Here is a 20,376-nt window from a genome sequence, read left to right as displayed (position 1 = left end):
GGTGACGCACGCCCGTCTAGTCTCTGAACATGGACATCCCGATCCACGCCGTGCAGTACTTCTGCGTGCTCGCCGAGGAGCTGCATTTCGGTCGAGCCGCCGAGCGGATCCGCATCGCCACCCCCTCCCTGAGCCAGCAGATCGGCCGCCTCGAGCGGCAGTTGGGGGTCAGGCTGTTCGACCGCGAATCGCGCCCGCTGACGCTCACCTCGTTCGGGGTCGAGTTCCTGCCGCTCGCCAGGCGGCTCCGCGACGACCACCGGGAGATCCTCGAGTGGGCCCAGCGCCTCGCGAGCGAGCAGGCGGTGCCGCAGCTTCGGCTCGGCGTCGTAGCCTCCGCAACAGGCTCCCTTGCGGCGTCGGCGATCGCCTCGATGCTGCAGCGGGTTCCGGATGCGCGGCTCGAGATGCGCCGCACCGGCTTCTTCGAGGTCGTCGATGACCTCGTCAGCGACCGTGTCGACGTCGTGCTGGCGCCGTCGCCCGTCAGCGCGTCCGACGAGGTCACCTGTGAGCCCCTCTGGTCCGAGGGGCGCATGCTCGTGGTTCCGGCGGGGCACCGTCTGGCGGCCCGCTCGTCGGTCTCGATCCTGGAGACGAACGATGAGGTGTTCGTCGCGGCCTCTGCCGGACCGCAGGAGATCCTCGACTGGTGGGTGGTGAGCCCGCGGGCCGACGGGACGAGGATCGTGCCGGGCGCATCCGCCGACAGCATGGAGGGCCTGCTCGAGCTCGTCGCCGCGGGGGCTGGCGTGAATATCGCCGGGAGCTCCGCCGCCCGCCACTACCAGCGCGACGACGTCGTGTTCGTGCCGATCGACGACATCGAGCCCGTCACCGTGATGATGTGCACGCTGCGCTCGAGCGACAACCCGCTCGTGCCCGTGTTTCGCGAGCTCATGCGAGGCCAGCTCTCGAACTGATCAGGCCCGGCCAAGCCGCGCGACGCCGGCCCTACTCGTCGGCTGTCTCCTGCTTGCCGCGCATCACGAGCAGCGGGTCCGGCTTCGTGACCACGTCGTGGTCCTTGCCCTCGTAGTCGAACTGGCCGAGCCAGAAGCGCATCGCATTCAGGCGCGCACGCTTCTTGTCGTTGGAGCGGATGATCGTCCACGGCGCGTGCTTCTTGTCGGTGAGGCGGAACGTCTCCTCCTTCGCCGCCGTGTAGTCCTCCCAGCGGTCGAGCGAGGCGAGGTCCATGGGGGAGAGCTTCCACCGACGCACGGGGTCGAGCTGGCGGATGGCGAAGCGCGTGCGCTGCTCGGTGCGCGACACCGAGAACCAGAACTTCGTCACGTGGATGCCGGAGTCGACGAGCATCTTCTCGAACGCCGGCGCCTGCTGCATGAACTGCGTGTGCTCGTCATCGCTGCAGAACCCCATGACCCGTTCCACACCGGAGCGGTTGTACCAGGAGCGGTCGAACATGACGAGCTCGCCGTCCGTGGGGAGGTGCTGGATGTAGCGCTGGAAGAACCACTGCCCGCGCTCGCGGTCGCTGGGCTTCGCAAGGGCGACGACGCGCGCCTTGCGCGGGTTGAGGTGCTCCGTGAAGCGCTTGATGGTGCCGCCCTTGCCGGCCGCGTCGCGCCCCTCGAAGAGGATCACGGCGCGCTTGTCGTTGTCCTCCATCCAGTACTGGCACTTCAGCAGCTCCACCTGGAGGCGGTACTTCTCGCTCTCGTACTCGTCGCGGCTGAGGCGCTCCTCGTAGGGGTACCCCTCCTGCCACGTGTAGACGGGGTTGCCCTGCGGGTCGATCAGGTCGGGGTCGTTGGTGTGGCCGTCGCGCACCGAGTAGCCGAGCGAGCGCAGGTGCTCGATGTACTCGCGCAGGTCCTGGGGTTGGTCGATAGCCATGCGTTCCTCCGGGGTCAGGTGCGGCGCGTCCGCCGGCGTGCAGGGGAGCGGATGCGGCGCCATGATGCGCCGCCAATGCGAACGGCATGTGTACGGGCCTGCTGGCGGGAGTCCGCGGTCGACCTCCGGGCGCTGGCCGCTTGAGAATTCCCCGGGTGACCCATATCGAGAACCGGGGAATCGTGGTTCTGAATATCGGATCTGCGGCTTCGGAGACATTTCCGTCGACAGCCGGAATCAAACTGGTCCAACGAGGATGCGAGCAAGCTCAATCAGATGAAAATGCCCGATCACGTCATTCTTTCACGCGTGGCTCGCGCCGCGGCGGGGGTGCCTTGTTCAGTTGCGCGCCCAGCGGGGCTTCCTATGATCCTGCTCGCGTCGACCGCTTCACTTCCTGCCGAGACGAGTTCGAACAATTTCGTGACGAATCACGCACCTGATGCGTCATACCCATACAGCCAGGCCGATGCACCAGAACCGGCCAGAGATCACAAGGAGAACCTCATGTCGAACACCACCCCCGCCACCGGAACCCCGGCCACCAGCCGCAAGGACCTCCAGTCCGCACAGGTCGACGGACACGGCAAGACCACGATCGATGACGGCGTCGTCGCGAAGGTCGCCGGTATCGCGGCCCGTGAAGCACACGGCGTCTACGACCTCGGCGGCGGCGCCGCCCGCGCACTCGGCGCCATCCGCAACGCCCTGAACGCCACCGACCAGGGCCAGGGCATCAGCGTCGAGGTCGGCGAGAAGCAGGTCGCCGTCGACGTGACCATCGTCGCCGACTACCCCGTCGCGCTGCAGGACGTCGCAGACGGTGTGCGCGCCGACGTGATCCGCGCGATCGAGACGATCGTCGGCCTCGAGGTCACCGAAGTCAACGTGACCGTCAACGACGTCCACCTCCCCTCCGACGACAAGAACGAGGAGAAGGATGAGAAGGAAGAGGCGCGAGTCCAGTGAGCACCGCATCCCTCACCCGAACCGGCATCCTCATCGGCGCAGTCCTCGCGCTCACCTGGATCATCCTCGGCTTCTGGGCGTTCTTCTTCGTCGTCATCGCGATGCTGATCGGCGGACTGATCGGTCGGATCCTCGACGGCAAGCTCAACGCCAGTGCACTTGTCGACGTTCTTCGCGGACGGAACACGTCCTCATGAGCATCGCCGCGACGGCTCCGGGCGGCGCGGCGCAGCGAGGCACGACACGGCTCACCGCGAAGGCGCTGAACAGGCTCGTGTCAGCTGTCGCCGGTGACGCCCTCGGGGTCGACGCTGGCAGCGTCAGCGTCGACCTCGACGACCACAACGGCAAGCTCGCACTGCGACTCAGCACCCCCATCCGCGTGCCCTCGCTGGGTCGCATCCGCGAACAGCCGAGCTCCATCTCCCGCAGCGGCGGCCCGCTCCTCGAGCGAGTCGAGACGGCGAAGACCACCATCCGTGACCGCGTGCAGAGCCTCAGCGGTTCGAGCATCAGCGCGGTCACCATCCGCCTGACCGGACTCGAGATCAAACCAGAGGAGCGAGTCAGATGAGCAGCCACACGTCGCTCTACTCCCGCGTCACTCGACGCGAGACGCACTCGCCACGGTCGGCGCTCGCGATCGTCCTCGCCGTGCTGCTCATCGTCGTCGCGGCCTGGGTCGGCACGGAGATCGTCCTGGCGCTCCTGGCGCTCCCCGCGCTGCTCGTCGCGCCGGTCGACATGTTCACGTCGACCCTCGGCGTCCTCGAGCAGCCCGCCCAGTACGTCGGGATCGCGGGCGTCGTGGTTGCCATCCTGGGTCTGGTCCTGCTCATTGCCGGGCTTGCCCCCGGACGGCGAGCGCGCCACGCGTTGCGCTCCTCGCGGACCGCGACCGTCGCGGACAACGCGGTCATCGCCTCGGCGCTCGCCCGCCACGCGGCTCGAGCTGGCCACGTCAGCCCCGACAACGTCACCGTCTCGGTCTCTCACCGTCGCGCCGACGTCCGCCTCGTGCCCGCCTCCGGGGTGCCCGTCGACGCCGCCTCCATCGAAGCCGCCGTCACTCGGCAGCTCGAGCAGTACGAGCTCACCCCACGTGTCACCGCCAAGGTGCGCGTCGCAGAGAACGGGAAGGTCGGCGCATGAACAGCACGAACCGAGGCCTGAACCGCCTCCTCATCGTCGCCACGGGGCTCCTTCTGCTCATCGTGGGCGCAGCCGCCGCGATCGGCGCGTGGCTGCCCGGAGCCAAGGACACCTGGACCCCGATCTCTGAAACGGTCACCACGCAGGTCGGGAGCTGGCTCCAGCAGACGCCGTTCCCGGGCGCCGACTTCAGCTGGCTGATGATCGCCGTCGTCGCCGTCCTCGTGGTGGGCATCATCCTGCTCCTCGCCTTCAGCCTCCGACAGGGGCAGGGTCGGACGGGAACACTCATCCACGACCGCAGCTCGGACACGGGACGCACCGTCGTCGACGTGTCCGTCGCACGCGACGCCCTCGCTGACGCACTCGGCGAACGTGACGAGTTCCTCTCGACCAGCGTCTCGGCGTACTCGGTGAAGCGGGCCCCCATGCTCAAGGTCTCGGCGACCTGCCGACGCGGCGTCTCGCCCAGGGACGCGACCGCGATCGTCGAGCAGAACCTCGAGGCGCTCGATGCGCTCCTGGGCCAGGAGGTGCCGGTCCTGCTGCAGCTGAGCGGCGGATTCCGCGCCAAGGTGCAGCAGTCGACGCGCCTCCAGTAACCACGACTCCCCACCGCGGCACCCCGATTCCGAGGAACCGCACCCCCAACAGAAAGGAACTGCCATGAGCGCAGGAGACAAGATCAAGAACGCAGCAGAAGAGTTCGGCGGCAAGGCCAAGGAAGCCCTCGGCAAGGCCACCGACAACGACAAGCTCGTCGCAGAGGGCCAGGCCGACCAGGCCAAGGCCAACGTGAAGCAGGCGGGCGAAGACGTCAAGGACGCCTTCAAGAAGTAGAGCTCACCAGCGCGAGAAGCGGCAGCCGTCCCTTCGGGGCGGCTGCCGCTTCTCGCTTCCGCGGCTGAAGACGACGGTCACGGGCTCGGGAGTGGAGCCGCAGGCGAGTCCCCAGGGCGGTAGAAGTTCGTGGCTCGCCGTCGTCATGCCCCGGCGTCTCGGGTCGATCGGTAAAGTCGCGTCTTCGACGTTGGTTCCGCGACAGGAGAAGCGTGCCCAAACTCATCGGCTACGCCCGAGTCTCGACCCGACAACAGGGCGCCGACCGGCAGGAGGCGGACCTTCGAGCCGCCGGCGTCCGAATGGACGACCTCTACGTCGACCGTGCAGAGGCCACCGCTCGCGACACCTCCTCGGCCCTCGACGCCGCCCTGCGCGCGCTGAGCGGCGGAGACACCTTGGTCGTGCCGACGCTCGACCGGCTCGGGCGGTCCACCGGCGACCTGCTGCGGCTGGCCGCCGAGCTGCGCGCGGAGGGCGTCTCGCTGCGGGTGCTCGACCTCGACGGGGCAGAGGTGGACACGTCGACGCCCACGGGGTCGATGATGTTCACGGTCATGGCGGGGCTCGAGCGGATGGAGTCGGAGCTCACGCGTGAGCGAGTCCTGGACTCGGTCAGCCGGCGACGAGCGTCCCGAGTCGACGACGGCGGCAGCTCCCGGAAGCGCACCGACGGCCCCGCCCAGCCAGGCGGACAAGAACTGCCGGAGGTCGCGGGCGGAACGCACCCGCCTGCCCTGCACGGCCTCACCGTTCCGATCAAGCGACTCTGACCGCGCGTCGCCGTGCCCTCGAGCGGGGCGACGCTGCAGCGATGGGGTCGGTACCGCGACGTGACGCCGTCGAGCGAACTCTGCGCCGCGTCGACAGGGTGGGTAGTCTGCGTGGATGATCGGCTTCATCGTCGCCTTCGCCTGACGGTCCTGCGACCCGCCCCTCGCAGTTCCCAGCACCGACCCGGGTGGGTTTCAGCGCGCCTTCTTCCGCGTGCTTCCCTGACGCAGGCCGCTTCGCTCATCTCTGGGGATGAGTGCTGAGCGAGATCTCATCGGAGTCTCCGTTGTCCCCTGAACGACCCTCATACGCTTCCGTGCTGCGAACGCCGCACCTCACACGCTCCTTCCTCGCCAGCATCATCGGCCGCCTCTCGCTGGCAACCTCCGGGCTCGCGCTGATCCTCCTCCTGGAACAGTCGACGGGCTCGTTCGCGGTGGCCGGCATCGCAACCGCGACGCTCGGCGTCGCCAACGTCGTCGCGACACCATGGCGTGCGCGACTCATCGATCGACACGGACAGCGTCTCGTGGTGACGTCCCTCGGGCTCGTCCACGCCGCGTCCCTGCTCGCCTTCGGGGTGTTGTCGAGCGCAGGCCTGCCGACACTCCTGCTCCTCAGCGCGCTCGCGGGGGTGAGCGCCCCGCCATTCGGCGCGGTCATGCGCGTGCTCTGGGCCGCAGCGCTCCCGGCTGGCCCCCAGCGCACTCGCGGATTCAGTCTCGACGCCGTCGCAGAGGAGGCGACGTTCGCCGTCGGCCCCTTGGCGGCTGCCGTCCTCGCCGTCGTCGCGGATCCGCTCTCGTCGCTCTTCGTCTCGGCAGGCTGCGTCGCCCTCGGGACGGCACTCTTCGTGACGAGCCCACGGTCACGAGCGCAGCGCGGCTCACGTCAGGTGGAGGTCCCCGGCGCCCGGCCGGCGCTTGGCCCAATGCGCTCCAAGGGCTTCCTGCCCATCGTGCTGGCGATGACGGCCCCGGGAGTGATGCTCGGCTGCGTCGAAGTCGCAGCCCCCGCAGTGGCCGCCGCCGCATCCAGCACGGTGCTGGCAGGTGCGCTGCTCGCGGTGTTCGCGGGCGCCAGCGCGATCGGCGGCTTGCTCTACGGCCGATGGGACCTCCGCGCGAGGCCGGAGCGTCAGCTGCTCGCGCTCACCCTGGCCCTTCTTGCGATCATCACTGCGACCGGGCTCCTCGGGGGCGTCGGCGTCGCGATCGTCGGCTTCGCCCTCAGCGGCCTCTTCCTGGCGCCGACCCTCATCGTCGGCTACCTCGCCGCGGACGCTCGCACCGACCCGCGAGCGCGAACCGAGGCGAGCAGCTGGATCAACACCGCCGTCAACCTCGGCGCAGCGCTCGGCGCAGCAGCATTCGGGGCGCTCACCGACCGCGTCGGCCCGGGCCCCGCCCTCGCGATCTCCGCAATCGGCACGCTGATCCTCATCTGCGCACCGTTGGCCCTGCACGACCGCCGATCTCGGCGACGGGCTGACGGATGACGGCGGCCCATCGGAACGGCCGGACGCCACCCCGGTGCGTAACCGAGGGCATCCCGAATGGAAAAGTGGGGCCGCGGGGCCTACGGTCGGAGGCATGCCTGACGTCCTCTCCGATGAGCGCCCACTTCGTATCGCGTTTGTCGTGCTCCACACCTCCCCGCTCGACGAGCCGGGCACCAAGGATGCAGGTGGCATGAACGTCGTCGTGCTCGCCCAGGCCGAGGCGCTCGCCGCCCGCGGCCACCAGGTCGAGCTCATCACGCGACGCAGCGACCCAGACTCCGCACCCACCGTGCAGCTCGGTGAGAACCTGCGCCTCCACAACCTTGACGCCGGGCCGGCCCGCCTCATCGCGAAGGGGGAGCACGAGCACGTCATCCGCGAATTCCAGGATGCCCTCGCCGCGCTCCTCGGAGAACTGCCCGTCGACGTGCTGCACGCCCAGCACTGGTTCTCCGGCGTCGCCGCCCTGCCCGTCGCCCGCGAGCTCGGGATCCCGATCGCGCAGAGCTTCCACTCCATCGCCGCAGACAGCTCCACGCCGCTCGCCGACGGGGAACGCGCCGAATCGCCTGGACGGCTCGCCGGCGAGGCGATGCTCGCGAAGTCCGTCGACGCGATCGTCGTCGTCAGCAGGGCCGAACGCGACACCGTCCTCTCGAGGCTCGGCGGCGACCCCGCGATCACGCACATCGTGCCGCCTGGCGTCGACGCCGACCTCTTCCTCCCCGCGTGGGATGCGCGGGCCGAGCCGGCTGCGCACGAGCAGCGACCCAGGCGTGCCCTGTCTGCCGGGCGCCTGCATCCGCTCAAGGGCTTCGACCTGGCCCTCGACGCGATCGCCGAGGTCGACGCCGACGTCCGCCCCGACTACGTGCTCGTGGGCGCCGCACCGCCGGATGCCGACGGCCGCGAATACGAGGCTCGCCTGCATGACGCCGTCGAGCAGCACGGGCTCGCCGACCATGTGCAGTACATCGGCTCGCTCAGCCGGCACGCGCTCGCAGCCCAGCTGCGCTTCGTGGACCTCGTGCTGATCCCCTCCCACTCCGAGACGTACGGTCTCGTCGCGCTCGAGGCCGCGGCATCCGGCGTGCCCGTCGTCGCCTCCGCAGCCGGCGGACTCCGCGAGGCTGTCGTCGACGGCGTCACCGGCATCCTGCTCGAGACGCGCGACCCCGCCGACTGGGCGGCCGCCATCGCGGGCATCCTCCGGCAGCCCGAGGTCGCCGAGCGCATGAGCCGCGCCGCACGCGAGCACGCGCTCACCCACTCGTGGGACCTCAGCGCGGAAGGCCTCCTCTCGGTGTTCCGCGACCTCGTCGCACAGGCCCGGCCGGGTTCCGCGCGTGCCTGAGGGCGGCCACAGCCTGCTCGACTCGGTGCGCCACGCGCTGGTCGTGCACGCGCATCCCGACGACGAGGTGCTTGCCGGCGGCGCCCTGCTCCGCGAGCTCCACGAACGTGGCGCACGAGTCACGCTCGTGACGTGCACGCGCGGCGAGCTCGGCGAGATCGTCGACGGCGCGCTGCCAGATGCCACCTCCGTCGGGGAGCTCGCGGCCGTGCGGGAGCGGGAGCTGCGCGGCTCGCTCGACGCCCTCGGCATCGACGAGCACCGCTGGCTCGGCACCGCCCCCGCACGCGCCGAGGGCCTCGCACCCCGCGACTACCGTGATTCGGGGATGCGCTGGCTGCGGCCGGGCCTCGCTGGCCCCGCCGACGAGACCGACCTGCGGTCGCTGAGCGTCGCCCCGCTCGAGGAGGTCACCGCTGATCTCGCCGCCGCGATCGCCCATGACGGGCCGGACCTCGTCATCAGCTACGACGCGACCGGCGGGTACGGGCACCCCGACCATGTTCGGGCGCGGGAAGCGAGCCTCGCGGCATCGCGGGCAGCCGGTGTGCGATTCGCGGAGCTCGTCGAGCAGAGCGAGCGTGCCCTCGCGGCCGAGATCGGCGACCTCGAGTGGTTCGACCTCGAACAGCACCGGGCCGCGGTCGTCGCCGCCCTCCGCAGCCACCGCACCCAGCTCACGGTCGACGACGACGGCGCGTCGCTCGTGCACTCGGGCGGGCAGCGGCAGGACGTGCACCTCGCGATCGGTCTGCGCGAAGTGGTGGCGTAGCGCGGCCGTCCGCGCGGGCACCCACCTGGGTGCGAGCTGTCCCACGACGTCACACGCCAAGCTTGCGGGCTTATGCTCGCCGTGCAACATGCTCCGGGGTCGGTGAAAGTCCGAACCGGCGGTGAGAGTCCGCGACCCGCTCGTCCGCGAGCGGTTGACCTGGTGGAATTCCGGGACCGACGGTTAAAGTCCGGATGGTAGGTGCATGGGAGGCGCTCGTCTCGGCGAGGGCCTCCGAGGCGTCGGCTGCCGGACTCTCCGGCTGCGCCGGCACCGGGACATGGCCCCGTGGTACGCGAAACGCGGAGGTCCGGCCATGCCGATCCAAGAACCCACACGCGTCGACACTGTCGACGCCGCCATGCAATTGGCGCTCTCCCTGGCGGCCCGAGGGCCAGCCCGAGATCCGAACCCACAGGTCGGGTGCGTCCTGCTCGCGCCGCCCTCCGGCGCGGGCGGCCCGCGCCGCATCCTGGGAAGCGGCCACCACCGCGGAGCGGGCACGCCGCACGCGGAGGCCGCCGCGCTCGACGCCGCGCGCGCAGCCGGGGCGGACGTGCGGGGTGCGACCGCCGTCGTGACCCTCGAGCCCTGCGCCCACAGCGGCAGGACGCCGTCGTGCGCCGACGCCCTCCTGCACGCAGGTGTCGCGGAGGTCGTCTACGCGGTCGCGGACCCGAACCCGATCGCATCCGGGGGAGCGGCGCGCCTTCGCGCGCACGGGGTGAGCGTGTCGATGGGCACCCGGCAGGTCGAGGCCGAGTCACTCCTGCGGGTCTGGCTCGTCAATGTCACCGAGCGGCGGCCGTTCGTGACGCTCAAGCTCGCATCCACGCTCGACGGGAGGGTCGCCGCCGCCGACGGGTCGAGCCAGTGGATCACCTCCGAGGCCGCCAGGGCGCACGCGCACGGTCGGCGGGCCGAGGCCTGCGCGATCCTCGTCGGCACCGGAACGCAGCGCGCCGACGACCCATCGCTGTCGGTGCGGGGAATCGCCGCGACTGACGCGTCGCAGCCCCTGCGCGTCGTGATGGGGCTGCGCGAGGTCGAGGAGGGCGCCGCCGTGCGCGCGGAGCCGGCGCTGTTCGTGCACCTCCGGACGCACGACCCGGTCGACGCCCTGGAGGTCCTGCACGCGAGGGGCGTCCGCCACGTCATCGTCGAAGGCGGCCCGACCATCGCGGCGGCCTTCCTCCGCGCCGGACTCGTCGACGAGATCGACGCCTACGTCGCGCCCATCCTGCTGGGCGATGGGGCGAGCTCCGTCGCGTCGCTCGACATCGGGAGCCTGCGGGACGCGAACAGGTGGACCACCGACTCCGTGCATCCGCTGGGCGTCGACACGCTCATCCGGCTCGTCCGGGGCCCCGAATCACCCGCCGTTCACGTCCCCGGCGCTGCACCCGTGGGAGTCGCAGCATGAACGCTGAACTGCTCCGGGCCCTCGAGGCACTGCGCGCGGGACGCCCCGTGCTCGTCGCCGACGCCTCTTCACGCGAGAACGAGGTCGACGCGATCCTCGCGGCGAACACCGCCACCCCCGAGTGGATGGGCTGGATCATCCGCCATTCCTCCGGGCTCCTCTGCGCGCCCCTCCCGGCGGCGCTCGCCGACCGGCTCAGCCTGCCCATCATGGTGGAGCGCAGCGAGGACGCGCGCGGCACCGCCTACACGGTCACGGTCGACGCGGCCGAGGGAGTGACGACGGGCATCTCGGCAACCGACCGGGCAACGACCGTCCGCGCCCTCGCCGCAGCGGATGCGCGCGCGAGCGATCTCATCCGGCCGGGCCACGTGCTGCCGCTGCGCGCCGTGGATGGCGGAGTGCTCGAGCGCCCGGGGCACACCGAGGCGGCCGTCGACCTCGTGCGCCTCGCTGGAACCGGCGAGGTGGGCGTCATCGCCGAGCTCGTGCGGGACGACGGCGAGATGCTGTCGTTCGGCGAGGCGCTCGAGCTCGCGGCAGCCACCGACCTGGTGCTGCTGCACGTCGACGACCTCGTGCGCCACCGCAGGGAGCACCCAGGCTTCCCCGCAGTGCCCACGCAGGAAGAACCGCAGGACCACAGCCAGCAGCGCGCCGCCCAGGCGCACGTGAGAGGAGCGCGACGATGAGCGGACACGGAGCACCGACAGTGCAGGCAGACGGGCGCGGCATGCGAGTCGTCGTCGTCGCGGCCGAGTGGCACGAGACGGCGATGGACGCGCTGCTCGACGGCGCCCAGCGCGCACTCGCCGATGCCGGCGTCACCGACGTCCAGGTCGTGCGGGTTCCCGGCTCGTTCGAGCTGCCCGTCGCGGCGAGCCGCATCGCCATGAGCAGGCCGGACGCGATCGTCGCGCTCGGCGTGGTCATCCGTGGCGGCACCCCGCACTTCGACTACGTGTGCACGGCCGCGACCAACGGCCTCACCGACGTGGCCGTGCGCACGGGCATCCCGGTCGGCTTCGGGGTGCTCACGTGCGACGACGAAGCCCAGGTGCAGGCCCGCATCGGCCTGCCGGGGAGCTTCGAGGACAAGGGGGCGGATGCGGCACTCGCCGCCATCGCCACCGCGAGCGCGCTCCGGGAATGGCCCGCGAGCCAGCCGGCAAGCCTGCCCACGAGCGGACGGGGCTGACCGTGTTCACGGGCATCATCGAAGAGCTCGGTCGGATCTCGAGCATCGAACGGCATGACACGGACGCGCGCCTCACGCTGCGCGCCCCGCTCAGCGTCAGCGACGCGAGGATCGGCGACTCCATCTCGGTGGACGGCGTCTGCCTCACCGTCGCCGAGCTGCTCGACGACGGCTTCACCGCGGACGTCATGGGGGAGACGCTGCGCGCCTCCGCGCTCGGCGACCGGGCCGAGGGCGATCCGGTGAACCTCGAACGCGCCATGCGCCTCGGGGATCGCCTCGGTGGCCACATCGTGCAGGGGCACATCGACACGACCAGCGAGGTGCTGGAGGTGGAGCGCTTCGACGCGTGGCGGCGCATCCGCTTCGCCATCGACCCAGCGCACGCGAGGCTGCTCGTCGACAAGGGATCGGTCGCTGTGTCGGGTGTCTCGCTGACGGTCAGCGCGGTCAGCGCGGTCAGTGCCGTCAACGGCGTCGGGCGAGCCGGCGCAGATGGCTCGCCCTGGTTCGAGGTGTCGCTCATCCCCGAGACGCTCGCCGCGACGACCCTCGGCGACCTTGGCGTCGGGGACCGGGTGAACGTCGAGACCGACATCCTCGCACGCCACGTGGCGCGGCTCGCGAGTCACCAGGCGTGAGCGAGGGGCAGGCGGGGCGAGCTCTTCGCTCCGTCTGCTCGGCGGGAAACCGGCACCATGCAGCTCAGCGAATCTCAGCGGACCACCTCGATCTTGATTAACCGCTTGATCAAGGCCGCGACGTGTGGTTATAGTCTGCGTAACCGATTAACCACGAACAATGAGGTGACATGGACCAACGAGGGTTCTACAAGCCAGACGGAGCTTGGGTAGGCGACGTGATCCCGTGGCAGGAAGGTGGACGCTTCCACCTCTTCTACCTCCACGAGACCCGTGAAGCCCCGAAGGCTGGCATGCCCTGGCACCGCATCGAGTCGGACAACGTCGTCGACTTCTCCGAGACCCGGGTCGCGCTCGCATCGGGTGGTCCAGAGGCCGCCGACTTCAACGTCTACACGGGCAGCGTCGTGCTCGACCAGAACGGCCACCACCACCTGTTCTACACGGGGCAGAACCCAGCCATCACCGGCCAGGATGGTCGGGCGCTTCAGGTGGTCATGCACGCAACAAGCTCGGACGGTATGCGCACCTGGGAGCGTCACCCCGCACACACATTCGGCGCTACACCCGGCTACGAAACCGGTGACTGGCGCGATCCGTTCGTGTTGTGGGATGCCGATCAGCAGCTCTGGCGGATGCTCATCACTGCTCGCCACGAGCACGGTCCCGATCGACGCCGCGGTGTCATCGCGCAGTGCACCTCGAAGGACCTCACGACTTGGCATGCTGCTGCGCCGTTCTGGGACCCGCGGCAGTACGTCGCGCACGAGTGCCCAGAGGTGTTTCAGTGGGGCGACTGGTGGTACCTCGTGTACTCGGAGTTCAGCGATGCTTTCGCCACCCGCTACCGGATGTCGCGCAGCCTCGAAGGTCCCTGGCAGGTCCCGGAACATGACACCCTTGACGGGCGGGCCTACTACGCGGCGAAATCTGCAGAACGAGAAGGCCGACGCTTCTTCTTCGGTTGGATCGCAACGCGGGAGGGGTCACGCGACGACGGCCCCTGGCAGTGGGCGGGCACCCTGTCCGTGCTCGAAGCGGAACAAGCGTCCGATGGGACACTCGCGTTCCATCCGGCGGCCGAGCTCCGAGAGACGTTCGACACGCTTGCCGGTTCAGGGGGCATCACACCAGGGACGGTGCTTGCTGCGTCGGACGGCTACGCCGAGGTGCTGACCGACCGAGACGCGCCGAGCTCTGCCCGCGTGCGCGCGCGATTCGACATCACGCAGGACACCACTGAATGCGGCGTCCTGCTGCGGGCAAGCGCAGACGGCGACACGGGATACCGACTGCGCCTCGAACCGAAGAGGAATCGCCTCGTCTTCGATCGCTGGCCGCGGGCATCGACCGGCACCGAGCAGTGGCACATCTCCGGGGATGTTCCCCACATCGTGGAACTCGAACGACCCTGCTCCCTCGACGCGGGCGTGCACGAGATCGAGGTCATCCTCGACGGTGAACTCTGCGTCGCGACCGTCGACAATGCCGTGGTCCTGAGCACTCGGCTCTACGACCTGCCCGCCGGCCGTCTGGGCGTCTTCGTCGCTGAGGGCACCGTCACCGTCGACAGCTTCATCATCCAGAGCCGCGACTCAGCGCCCCATTCGCCTTCCCCGCGCCATCAGCACCTCGTCACTACGGCGAGCTGACCTTCACCCACTGTCCCGATCAATCAACGGAGATCTCGATCATGTTCAGAACATCCAGGAAGACCGCCATCGTCGCGACCGTCGCGGCCGCGGCGCTTGCACTCACGGCCTGCGCCGGTGGCGCTCAGAGCGTCGACCCGAGCAACGTAAATCCGGAGGGTGAGATCGTCCCCAGGGAGATCTCGTGGCTCCTGTCCAGGCCGGCTGACGGGGGTGTCATCACGGCAATGCAGCAGATCGCCGAAGAGTACGCCGCTGAACATCCCGGCTTTGCGCTCAACCTCATCACGACCCCCGATCGTCCTTCCTACATTCAAAAGTACGAGACGCTGGCCGCGGCCAACCAGCTTCCTGAGCTCTTCGACACGGACGCGACTCCGTTCGCCCAGAAGCTCGCCGGTCAGGGGCGGATGCTCGATATCGATGCGCTCCTGGAAGATCTCGGGCTTGCCGACGACTACCGCGAGACGGCGCTCAACTACCAACGGTTCGATGACGGGACGCTCCGCATGGTGCCGTTCGAGTTCCAGCTCGAGTTCTTCTGGTACAACCAGGCTCTTCTCGACCAAGCAGGCGTGCAGCTGCCCGCGACGCTCGATGACTTCCCAAAGGTGTGCGAGGGTCTGCGGGCGGCAGGGATCACCCCGATCGCCCTCAACGGACAGGACCAATGGCCGCTTGAACGCTACATGGCCTACTACCCGTTCCGCATGGTTGGTCCCGAATACGTCCAGGACCTGAAGAACGGAGACGCGAACTTCTCTGACCCGGCGGGACGCGCAGCTGCAGAATGGCTCTCCTCGCTTGGGCAGGCCGGCTGCTTCCAGGAAGGCTTCTCGTCCACGGGGTACGCGGATGCGCAAGCATTGTTCACCTCGGGTAAAGCGGCCATCTACAACACCGGCACCTGGGAGCTCGGCAACCTGGCCACCGAATCGCTGGATTCAGGCGTGCGGGACGACGTCGACTACTTCACTCTCCCCACCATCGACGGAGCCGTCACCGCCGACAACGAGTACGTCACGCCATCGGGAATCGGGATGGCCGTGAACACCAAAACCTATGACCCACTGGTTCGCGACTTCCTCGCGTTCGCACTCGAGCGATACCCGACGCTCTACGCCGCGACAGGTGCGATCTCCCCGACGGTCTCCGCAGAGACGGTTATCCCGGGAGGCGCCACCCCGCTCTATGAGCAGGCAGTCTCCCAGGCCGACGACACCGGAGGCGCGATCGCCATGCCGTGGGACACCCAGCTCGACCCAGCCACCAACACGCGGCTTCAGCAGGAGTTGACCTTGCTGGTGCAGGGGGACATCACTCCGGACCAGTTCGTGGAGACCATGGACGCCGCGATCTCGGAGAACCGCGTTGAGTAACGCAGCCCCCGCAGAGAATCACGGTCCTCGCCCGCGTCGTCAGAAGAAGCCGTTCGCCTCGATGCTCCCACTCCGATCTCGTCTCTCGGTGCTGGTCTTCCTCCTCCCGCCGCTGCTCCTCTACAGCGCTGCGGTCCTGCTGCCGATCGTGCAGTCACTGATCCTGAGCTTCTACCGCTGGGACGGCATCACGAACATGGTCTTCGTGGGTCTCGACAACTACGTGAAGATGTTCACGCGCGATGATGTCTTCTGGACGTCGTTCGTGAACGCCCTCGGGTATCTGGTCATCTGTCTTGTGCTGCAGCTCGGCGGCGCACTCGCGGTCGCGGGGCTTCTCACTGCGATGCCGAGAGCACGGGAGCTCGTGAAGACGCTCTACCTCCTGCCTGCCGTCATCTCAACGGTGGCGATCGCGTTCCTCTTCCAGCGCATCTACTCGCTGGAGCCAATCGGTCTGATCAACCAGCTCCTCGAATGGTTTGGTCTCGGGGCATGGCAGACTGCCTGGCTTTCCAACGTGCAGACAGTGCTTCTTGCGGTCTCGATTCCAGAGGGGTGGAGGTTCACGGGCCTGTACATGCTCATCATCTATGCAGCCCTCATCGCGGTTCCGAAAGAGCTCGAAGAGGCTGCTCGTCTCGATGGGGCGTCCTGGTGGCAGGTCTTCTGGCGAATCCGATTCCCCTACATTCGGCCCGTCTGGATCACAACCACGATCATGGCGACCACCTTCGCGCTGCGTGGTTTCGATATCCCGTACCTCCTGACCAACGGTGGGCCAGGACAGTCGTCGGAGCTCCTGACCACCTACATGTACAAGACAGCTTTCGTGCACACCGACTACGGCTACGCCAGCGCGATCTCCGTGTTCATCGTTGTCGAGTGCCTCGTCGCTGTTGGTCTCATCTTCCTGCTTCTCCGTAGAAGGGACGCCTCATGACCGCGACACGTGTTCTCACCCCCGCCACGTCGCCAGTGGAACCCCAGCCAGCGCCAATACCAGGGCCGCGTCGCTCGCGTTCACCCCGACCGCCGCGAGTGCGGGTCCAGCGAACGCTCCTCACCGTGACCGTCGTGCTTATCGTGCTGGCGCAGGTGTATCCCCTGGCGTGGCTCTTCGTCACGAGCTTCCGCACGGCTGCGGATTTCGCCGGCGGAAATCCCTTCGCGCTTCCGGCGGAGTTCACGCTCGAGAACTACTCGCGAGCGTTCGCCACCGGCAACCTCTGGCTCAACATCGCGAATAGCTTCATCGTCACGCTCGGTTCGAGTGCGCTCATCGTGATCGCGGGAATGATGGCTGCGTTCGCTCTCCAGGTGCTCGGGTTCCGACTCAGCGGACTTGTTCGAGGGCTCTTCCTGCTGGGCATCATCGTGCCCGTGCAGATTGCGCTTGTGCCGCTGTTCATCGACTACTCGCAGATCGGGCTGCTCGACACGCACCTGTCGATGATCATCCCTCTCGCCGCTTTCGCGATGCCGATGGCGGTCTACCTGTTCTCCTCGTTCTACGAGTACATTCCACGCGAGATGTACGAGGCCGCATCCCTCGACGGGGCTGGACCGTACCGTATCTTCACCCAGATCACGTTCCCGCTTTCCGTGAACACGATCATCACGGTTGTCCTCGTGAACAGCATCTTCATCTGGAACGACTTCATCTTCGCGAACACCTTCGTGCTGTCGGATGGGCTCAAGACGATCCCACTCGGACTGCAGAACTATATTGGCGCGATGGGCAACACCGACTGGACGGCAACGTTCGCTGCCGTCTGCGTCACCGTGACGCCACTGCTTCTCGTCTTCCTTGTGCTGAACAAGGCAATGATCAGCGGCCTCGAGAGTGGAGCGACCAAGGGATGAACTCGTCCGAGCACCCAAAGAACGGGCCCCCCGTGACCATGCGCGAGGTAGCCAAGGCGGCGGGAGTGTCCGTCGCCACGGTCTCCCATGTCGTCAACAACAAGAAGGGCGCGCGCATCGGCGAGGATGCGCGCCGCCGAGTGCAGCACGTTGTCGCTGAACTCGGATACCGTCCGAATGCACTGGCCAAAACCCTCTCACGGGGGACATCTCGCTTCATCGGGCTGGTCGCCGATGCCATCGCGACGACCCCGTTCGCCGGCCAGATCATCCACGGAGCCCAGGACGAAGCATGGAAACACGGCTACATCCTGCTCGTCGCCAACACGGAGAGCAACGCGGCGGCGGAGAGTGAGGCGATCGCCATGATGCTGGAGCATCAGGTGCACGGCATCCTCTACTCCACCTGGTATCACCGAGGAATCACGCCCCCGGAGGGCCTCGAGAAGACCGAGACCGTGCTGGTGAACTGCTACGCCCTCGATGGCGGCTACCCCGCGGTCGTTCCCGACGAGTACCAGGGCGGACGAGCCGCAACTGCAGCGCTGCTGGCAGCAGGGCATCAACGCATCGCGTTCATCAACACGACGACCGAATCGCCCGCCCAGTCCGGTCGCCTCGCGGGGTACCGGGCAGCGCTCGAGGCTTCCGGGGTGCCATTCGACGACTCGCTGGTCTTTCCCGCGTCACCGCAGCAGGAAGGTGGTTATGCGAGTACCGATGGCGTGCTGAGAACCGGTGCCACCGGAGTGTTCTGCCACAACGACCGCGTCGCGATGGGCCTCTACGACGGACTCCGCGAACGTGGCCTGCGCATCCCCGAGGACATCGCCGTCATGGGCTTCGACAATCAGGACGTGATCGCTGCCCACCTCAGGCCGCCCCTCTCGACGGTTGCGCTCCCGCACTACGAGCTTGGAGCGCAAGGCGTTCGGCTGCTGCTCGGACTCGAGAGCTCCACTCCGGATTCTCCGCAGCTCATCGACTGCCCACCGATCGCGCGGAGCTCCGTCTGATGGCTGGCAGCTCTCGCCGTGCAGCAGACCCCACCGTGCCGCGCCCGATCGTCCACTTCGCCCCTGAGCGTCACTGGATGAACGACCCGAATGGACTCATCCACCACGGTGGCCTCTGGCACGTGTACTTCCAGTGCAACCCGGAAGGCAACGACTGGGGAAACATGAGCTGGGGCCACGCCAGCAGCAGCGATCTGCTCTCCTGGACCGAGCATCCTCTTGCCCTTCGTCACAGCCCAACCGAGCAGATCTACTCAGGGTCGATCGTGCGCGACCCCACCAGCGATGGCAACCGACTGCGAGCGATCTACACGAGCGCCTACTCCAACGGCAAGCAAGCCCAGTCCGAGGCCACGAGCACAGACGGAGGGTTGACGTGGACGCAGAATCCGCAGAACCCGATTCTCGATCGAGGCACATCGAACTTCCGGGATCCGAAGGTCATCAGGTACGCCGATGCCGAAGGTCGAAGACGATGGGTGCTCCTCGCCGTCGAAGCAGAGGACCGGCAGGTGCTGTTCTACGGCTCCGACGACCTGGAGACCTGGGACTACCTGAGTTCGTTCGGGCCTATCGGGCCGACCGGCGTGGTGTGGGAGTGTCCGGATCTTGTTCAGCTTCCGCTCGACGGCGACCCGGAACGTGCTCGCTGGGTGCTGACCCTGAGCACCAACCCCGTCGGTGACCAGCCCGACAGGGATGGGTCGTCGATGAGCTACGTCGTCGGTGACTTCGACGGGCACACGTTCACGGCGGAGGCCCCAGGGCTCCGCCGCCTCGACCACGGGCGCGATTTCTATGCCGGCGTCACCTTCGCCGATGCGCCGAGCGACGGGCCGATCATGCTCGGTTGGATGAGCAACTGGCGATACGCCGATCAGTTCCCGTCAGCGCCTTGGCGAGGAGCCATGTCGTTGCCTCGAGAGCTTTCGCTTCGCGAACTGCGCGGACATGCGCAGCTGGTCCAGCGCCCGCTGGGGCTTGATGAGGCGCTGTTGCGGTCGGACCAGGTCAGTGGGCTTGCCCCCGCTAAGAGCACTTCGTGGACTATGGGCGCCCACTCAGTGATCGACCTCGCTTGGGAACCGTGTCGTACCGGCAACGCGAAGCTTGTGCTGCAAGGAGAGGATGACTTCGTCGAGATGGCGCACGATGTCGACTCGGGTGAGCTCATCATCGCTCGAGGTGGGCGATCGTCAGAGGCTGTGCATCCGGACTTCCCGTCCTCGATCTGCATGCCCCTTGATGCCTCGGCGCCTCTGCGCCTCCTCATCTGTCTCGACGGGCCGCTTCTCGAGGTGTTCGCGAACGATGGGCAGCACGTGGCATCGCACCTCGTTCTCCTCGGAGGGGGTCCGGTGAGCGCCTCGCTCACGACAGGGCAAGCTGCGCTTGTCACCGTGGCCGTTGGCGAGCTCGAGGGTGCGGGCCAGGGCTGAGGAACCCGGAATCCCGATGTTGGGCGGCGTAGTCCCGTCTCCGGGCCGGGATGGTGCGCCCCCTCAGGCGTCGCGGAGCCGCTCGTGCAGCTCCGCGACGCGGGCGCGGATGTCGTCTCGCACGAGGCGCATCCGCTCCATGCCGACGATCCCGCGCGTGGATGGCTCGTCGGTGATCCACCGCTCGACCGGCACGCTCGTGTCCTCGGGCAGCTGCGCCTCGTCGCCGAGGATCACCACGAGGTCGGCGCCGGCGAGCATCACCGGCGTGAGCGGCTTCGGATGCTCGTCGCCGACGTCGATCCCGAGCTCGGCAAGCGACTCGACCGACTCGACGTTGAGCGCCCCGCCTGGGGAGGTGCCGGCCGAGGAGACCTCGACCGTCTCGTCGGCGATCGCCCGCAGGAGGGCAGCCGCGAGCTGCGACTTGCCGCCGTTCTTCTTGCAGACGAAGACGACGCTCGTGGGAGTGGGGTTCATGCTGATCCGTTCGTCGAGGGTGGCCATGCAGCTCATCGTCGACGATACGGATGAACGCCG

The 20,376-nt window shown here is 68.2% G+C and carries 23 protein-coding genes and 1 riboswitch; of the genes, 21 read left to right on the top strand and 2 right to left on the bottom strand.

Annotation, left to right across the window (positions count from 1 at the left end):
* Window positions 1-29 precede the first annotated feature (29 nt).
* Window positions 30-923, top strand: coding sequence for a LysR family transcriptional regulator (locus C5E07_RS13370; RefSeq protein ID WP_104299822.1), 894 nt, complete (start codon window positions 30-32; stop codon window positions 921-923).
* 31 nt (window positions 924-954) lie between these two features.
* On the opposite strand, the gene ppk2 is transcribed toward C5E07_RS13370, so the two are convergent.
* Window positions 955-1,860, bottom strand: coding sequence for a polyphosphate kinase 2 (ppk2, locus tag C5E07_RS13365; RefSeq protein ID WP_104243321.1), 906 nt, complete (start codon window positions 1,858-1,860; stop codon window positions 955-957).
* A gap of 507 nt (window positions 1,861-2,367) precedes the next feature.
* Between ppk2 and C5E07_RS13360 the strand changes: the two genes are divergently transcribed.
* The 20 genes from C5E07_RS13360 (at window position 2,368) to C5E07_RS13265 (ending at window position 19,836) form a co-directional block, all read left to right on the top strand.
* Window positions 2,368-2,829, top strand: a complete 462-nt coding sequence (locus tag C5E07_RS13360) for an Asp23/Gls24 family envelope stress response protein (protein ID WP_104299820.1) — start codon at window positions 2,368-2,370, stop codon at window positions 2,827-2,829.
* Entirely contained in the window at window positions 2,826-3,026 is a 201-nt protein-coding gene (locus tag C5E07_RS13355; RefSeq protein ID WP_181058039.1) for a DUF2273 domain-containing protein, read from the top strand. Before C5E07_RS13360 ends, C5E07_RS13355 begins: the two co-directional genes overlap by 4 nt.
* Window positions 3,023-3,403 carry a hypothetical protein gene (locus C5E07_RS13350; RefSeq protein ID WP_104299818.1) on the top strand — a complete coding sequence of 127 codons (381 nt, stop codon included), beginning with the start codon at window positions 3,023-3,025 and terminating at the stop codon, window positions 3,401-3,403. The genes C5E07_RS13355 and C5E07_RS13350 overlap by 4 nt, the downstream gene beginning before the upstream one ends.
* Entirely contained in the window at window positions 3,400-3,981 is a 582-nt protein-coding gene (locus tag C5E07_RS13345) for a DUF6286 domain-containing protein (RefSeq protein WP_104299816.1), read from the top strand. The genes C5E07_RS13350 and C5E07_RS13345 overlap by 4 nt, the downstream gene beginning before the upstream one ends.
* A complete protein-coding gene (locus C5E07_RS13340; protein ID WP_104299813.1) occupies window positions 3,978-4,583 on the top strand; it encodes a hypothetical protein in 606 nt (201 codons plus the stop codon). Before C5E07_RS13345 ends, C5E07_RS13340 begins: the two co-directional genes overlap by 4 nt.
* 64 nt (window positions 4,584-4,647) lie before the next feature.
* On the top strand, window positions 4,648-4,821 hold the full coding sequence (locus C5E07_RS13335) for a CsbD family protein (RefSeq protein ID WP_104243312.1): 174 nt from the start codon (window positions 4,648-4,650) through the stop codon (window positions 4,819-4,821).
* Between the two features lie 212 nt (window positions 4,822-5,033).
* Window positions 5,034-5,594, top strand: a complete 561-nt coding sequence (locus C5E07_RS13330) for a recombinase family protein (RefSeq protein ID WP_104299810.1) — start codon at window positions 5,034-5,036, stop codon at window positions 5,592-5,594.
* A 317-nt stretch (window positions 5,595-5,911) separates the two neighbouring features.
* Window positions 5,912-7,093 carry an MFS transporter gene (locus C5E07_RS13325; RefSeq protein WP_219820081.1) on the top strand — a complete coding sequence of 394 codons (1,182 nt, stop codon included), beginning with the start codon at window positions 5,912-5,914 and terminating at the stop codon, window positions 7,091-7,093.
* A gap of 94 nt (window positions 7,094-7,187) precedes the next feature.
* Window positions 7,188-8,450, top strand: coding sequence for a glycosyltransferase (locus tag C5E07_RS13320; RefSeq protein ID WP_104299806.1), 1,263 nt, complete (start codon window positions 7,188-7,190; stop codon window positions 8,448-8,450).
* Window positions 8,443-9,222 (top strand): PIG-L deacetylase family protein, encoded by a 780-nt coding sequence (locus tag C5E07_RS13315; RefSeq protein ID WP_104299804.1) that lies wholly within the window; start codon window positions 8,443-8,445, stop codon window positions 9,220-9,222. Before C5E07_RS13320 ends, C5E07_RS13315 begins: the two co-directional genes overlap by 8 nt.
* A gap of 85 nt (window positions 9,223-9,307) precedes the next feature.
* A riboswitch (FMN riboswitch) is annotated at window positions 9,308-9,432 on the top strand.
* Window positions 9,433-9,538: 106 nt separating this feature from the next.
* The gene (gene ribD / locus C5E07_RS13310) at window positions 9,539-10,645 is read left to right on the top strand and encodes a bifunctional diaminohydroxyphosphoribosylaminopyrimidine deaminase/5-amino-6-(5-phosphoribosylamino)uracil reductase RibD (RefSeq protein WP_104299802.1); all 1,107 of its coding nucleotides are present in this window, start codon (window positions 9,539-9,541) and stop codon (window positions 10,643-10,645) included.
* Window positions 10,642-11,337 (top strand): 3,4-dihydroxy-2-butanone-4-phosphate synthase, encoded by a 696-nt coding sequence (ribB, locus tag C5E07_RS13305; RefSeq protein ID WP_104299800.1) that lies wholly within the window; start codon window positions 10,642-10,644, stop codon window positions 11,335-11,337. The genes ribD and ribB overlap by 4 nt, the downstream gene beginning before the upstream one ends.
* A complete protein-coding gene (gene ribH, locus C5E07_RS13300; RefSeq protein ID WP_104299798.1) occupies window positions 11,334-11,843 on the top strand; it encodes a 6,7-dimethyl-8-ribityllumazine synthase in 510 nt (169 codons plus the stop codon). Before ribB ends, ribH begins: the two co-directional genes overlap by 4 nt.
* Before the next feature lie 2 nt (window positions 11,844-11,845).
* Window positions 11,846-12,484 (top strand): riboflavin synthase, encoded by a 639-nt coding sequence (locus C5E07_RS13295; protein WP_104299880.1) that lies wholly within the window; start codon window positions 11,846-11,848, stop codon window positions 12,482-12,484.
* A 170-nt stretch (window positions 12,485-12,654) separates the two neighbouring features.
* Complete coding sequence (locus C5E07_RS13290; RefSeq protein ID WP_104299796.1) at window positions 12,655-14,136, top strand: family 43 glycosylhydrolase; 1,482 nt, start codon at window positions 12,655-12,657, stop codon at window positions 14,134-14,136.
* A 41-nt stretch (window positions 14,137-14,177) separates the two neighbouring features.
* Window positions 14,178-15,515, top strand: a complete 1,338-nt coding sequence (locus C5E07_RS13285) for an ABC transporter substrate-binding protein (RefSeq protein ID WP_104299794.1) — start codon at window positions 14,178-14,180, stop codon at window positions 15,513-15,515.
* A 61-nt stretch (window positions 15,516-15,576) separates the two neighbouring features.
* Window positions 15,577-16,458 carry a carbohydrate ABC transporter permease gene (locus C5E07_RS13280; protein WP_104243292.1) on the top strand — a complete coding sequence of 294 codons (882 nt, stop codon included), beginning with the start codon at window positions 15,577-15,579 and terminating at the stop codon, window positions 16,456-16,458.
* Window positions 16,455-17,381 carry a carbohydrate ABC transporter permease gene (locus C5E07_RS13275; RefSeq protein ID WP_104299792.1) on the top strand — a complete coding sequence of 309 codons (927 nt, stop codon included), beginning with the start codon at window positions 16,455-16,457 and terminating at the stop codon, window positions 17,379-17,381. Before C5E07_RS13280 ends, C5E07_RS13275 begins: the two co-directional genes overlap by 4 nt.
* A complete protein-coding gene (locus C5E07_RS13270; RefSeq protein ID WP_104299790.1) occupies window positions 17,378-18,397 on the top strand; it encodes a LacI family DNA-binding transcriptional regulator in 1,020 nt (339 codons plus the stop codon). Before C5E07_RS13275 ends, C5E07_RS13270 begins: the two co-directional genes overlap by 4 nt.
* Window positions 18,397-19,836, top strand: coding sequence for a glycoside hydrolase family 32 protein (locus C5E07_RS13265; protein WP_104299788.1), 1,440 nt, complete (start codon window positions 18,397-18,399; stop codon window positions 19,834-19,836). The genes C5E07_RS13270 and C5E07_RS13265 overlap by 1 nt, the downstream gene beginning before the upstream one ends.
* Window positions 19,837-19,899: 63 nt before the next feature.
* Here C5E07_RS13265 and C5E07_RS13260 read toward each other — a convergent pair whose 3' ends face one another.
* Window positions 19,900-20,343, bottom strand: a complete 444-nt coding sequence (locus C5E07_RS13260) for a low molecular weight phosphatase family protein (protein ID WP_258063945.1) — start codon at window positions 20,341-20,343, stop codon at window positions 19,900-19,902.
* Window positions 20,344-20,376: the final 33 nt, after the last annotated feature.

Source organism: Pseudoclavibacter sp. RFBJ3, from assembly GCF_002931375.1.
Taxonomy (GTDB): Bacteria; Actinomycetota; Actinomycetes; order Actinomycetales; family Microbacteriaceae; genus Pseudoclavibacter.
Note: the sequence above shows the minus strand (reverse complement) of the source record. Positions and strands in the feature narration are given on the sequence as shown.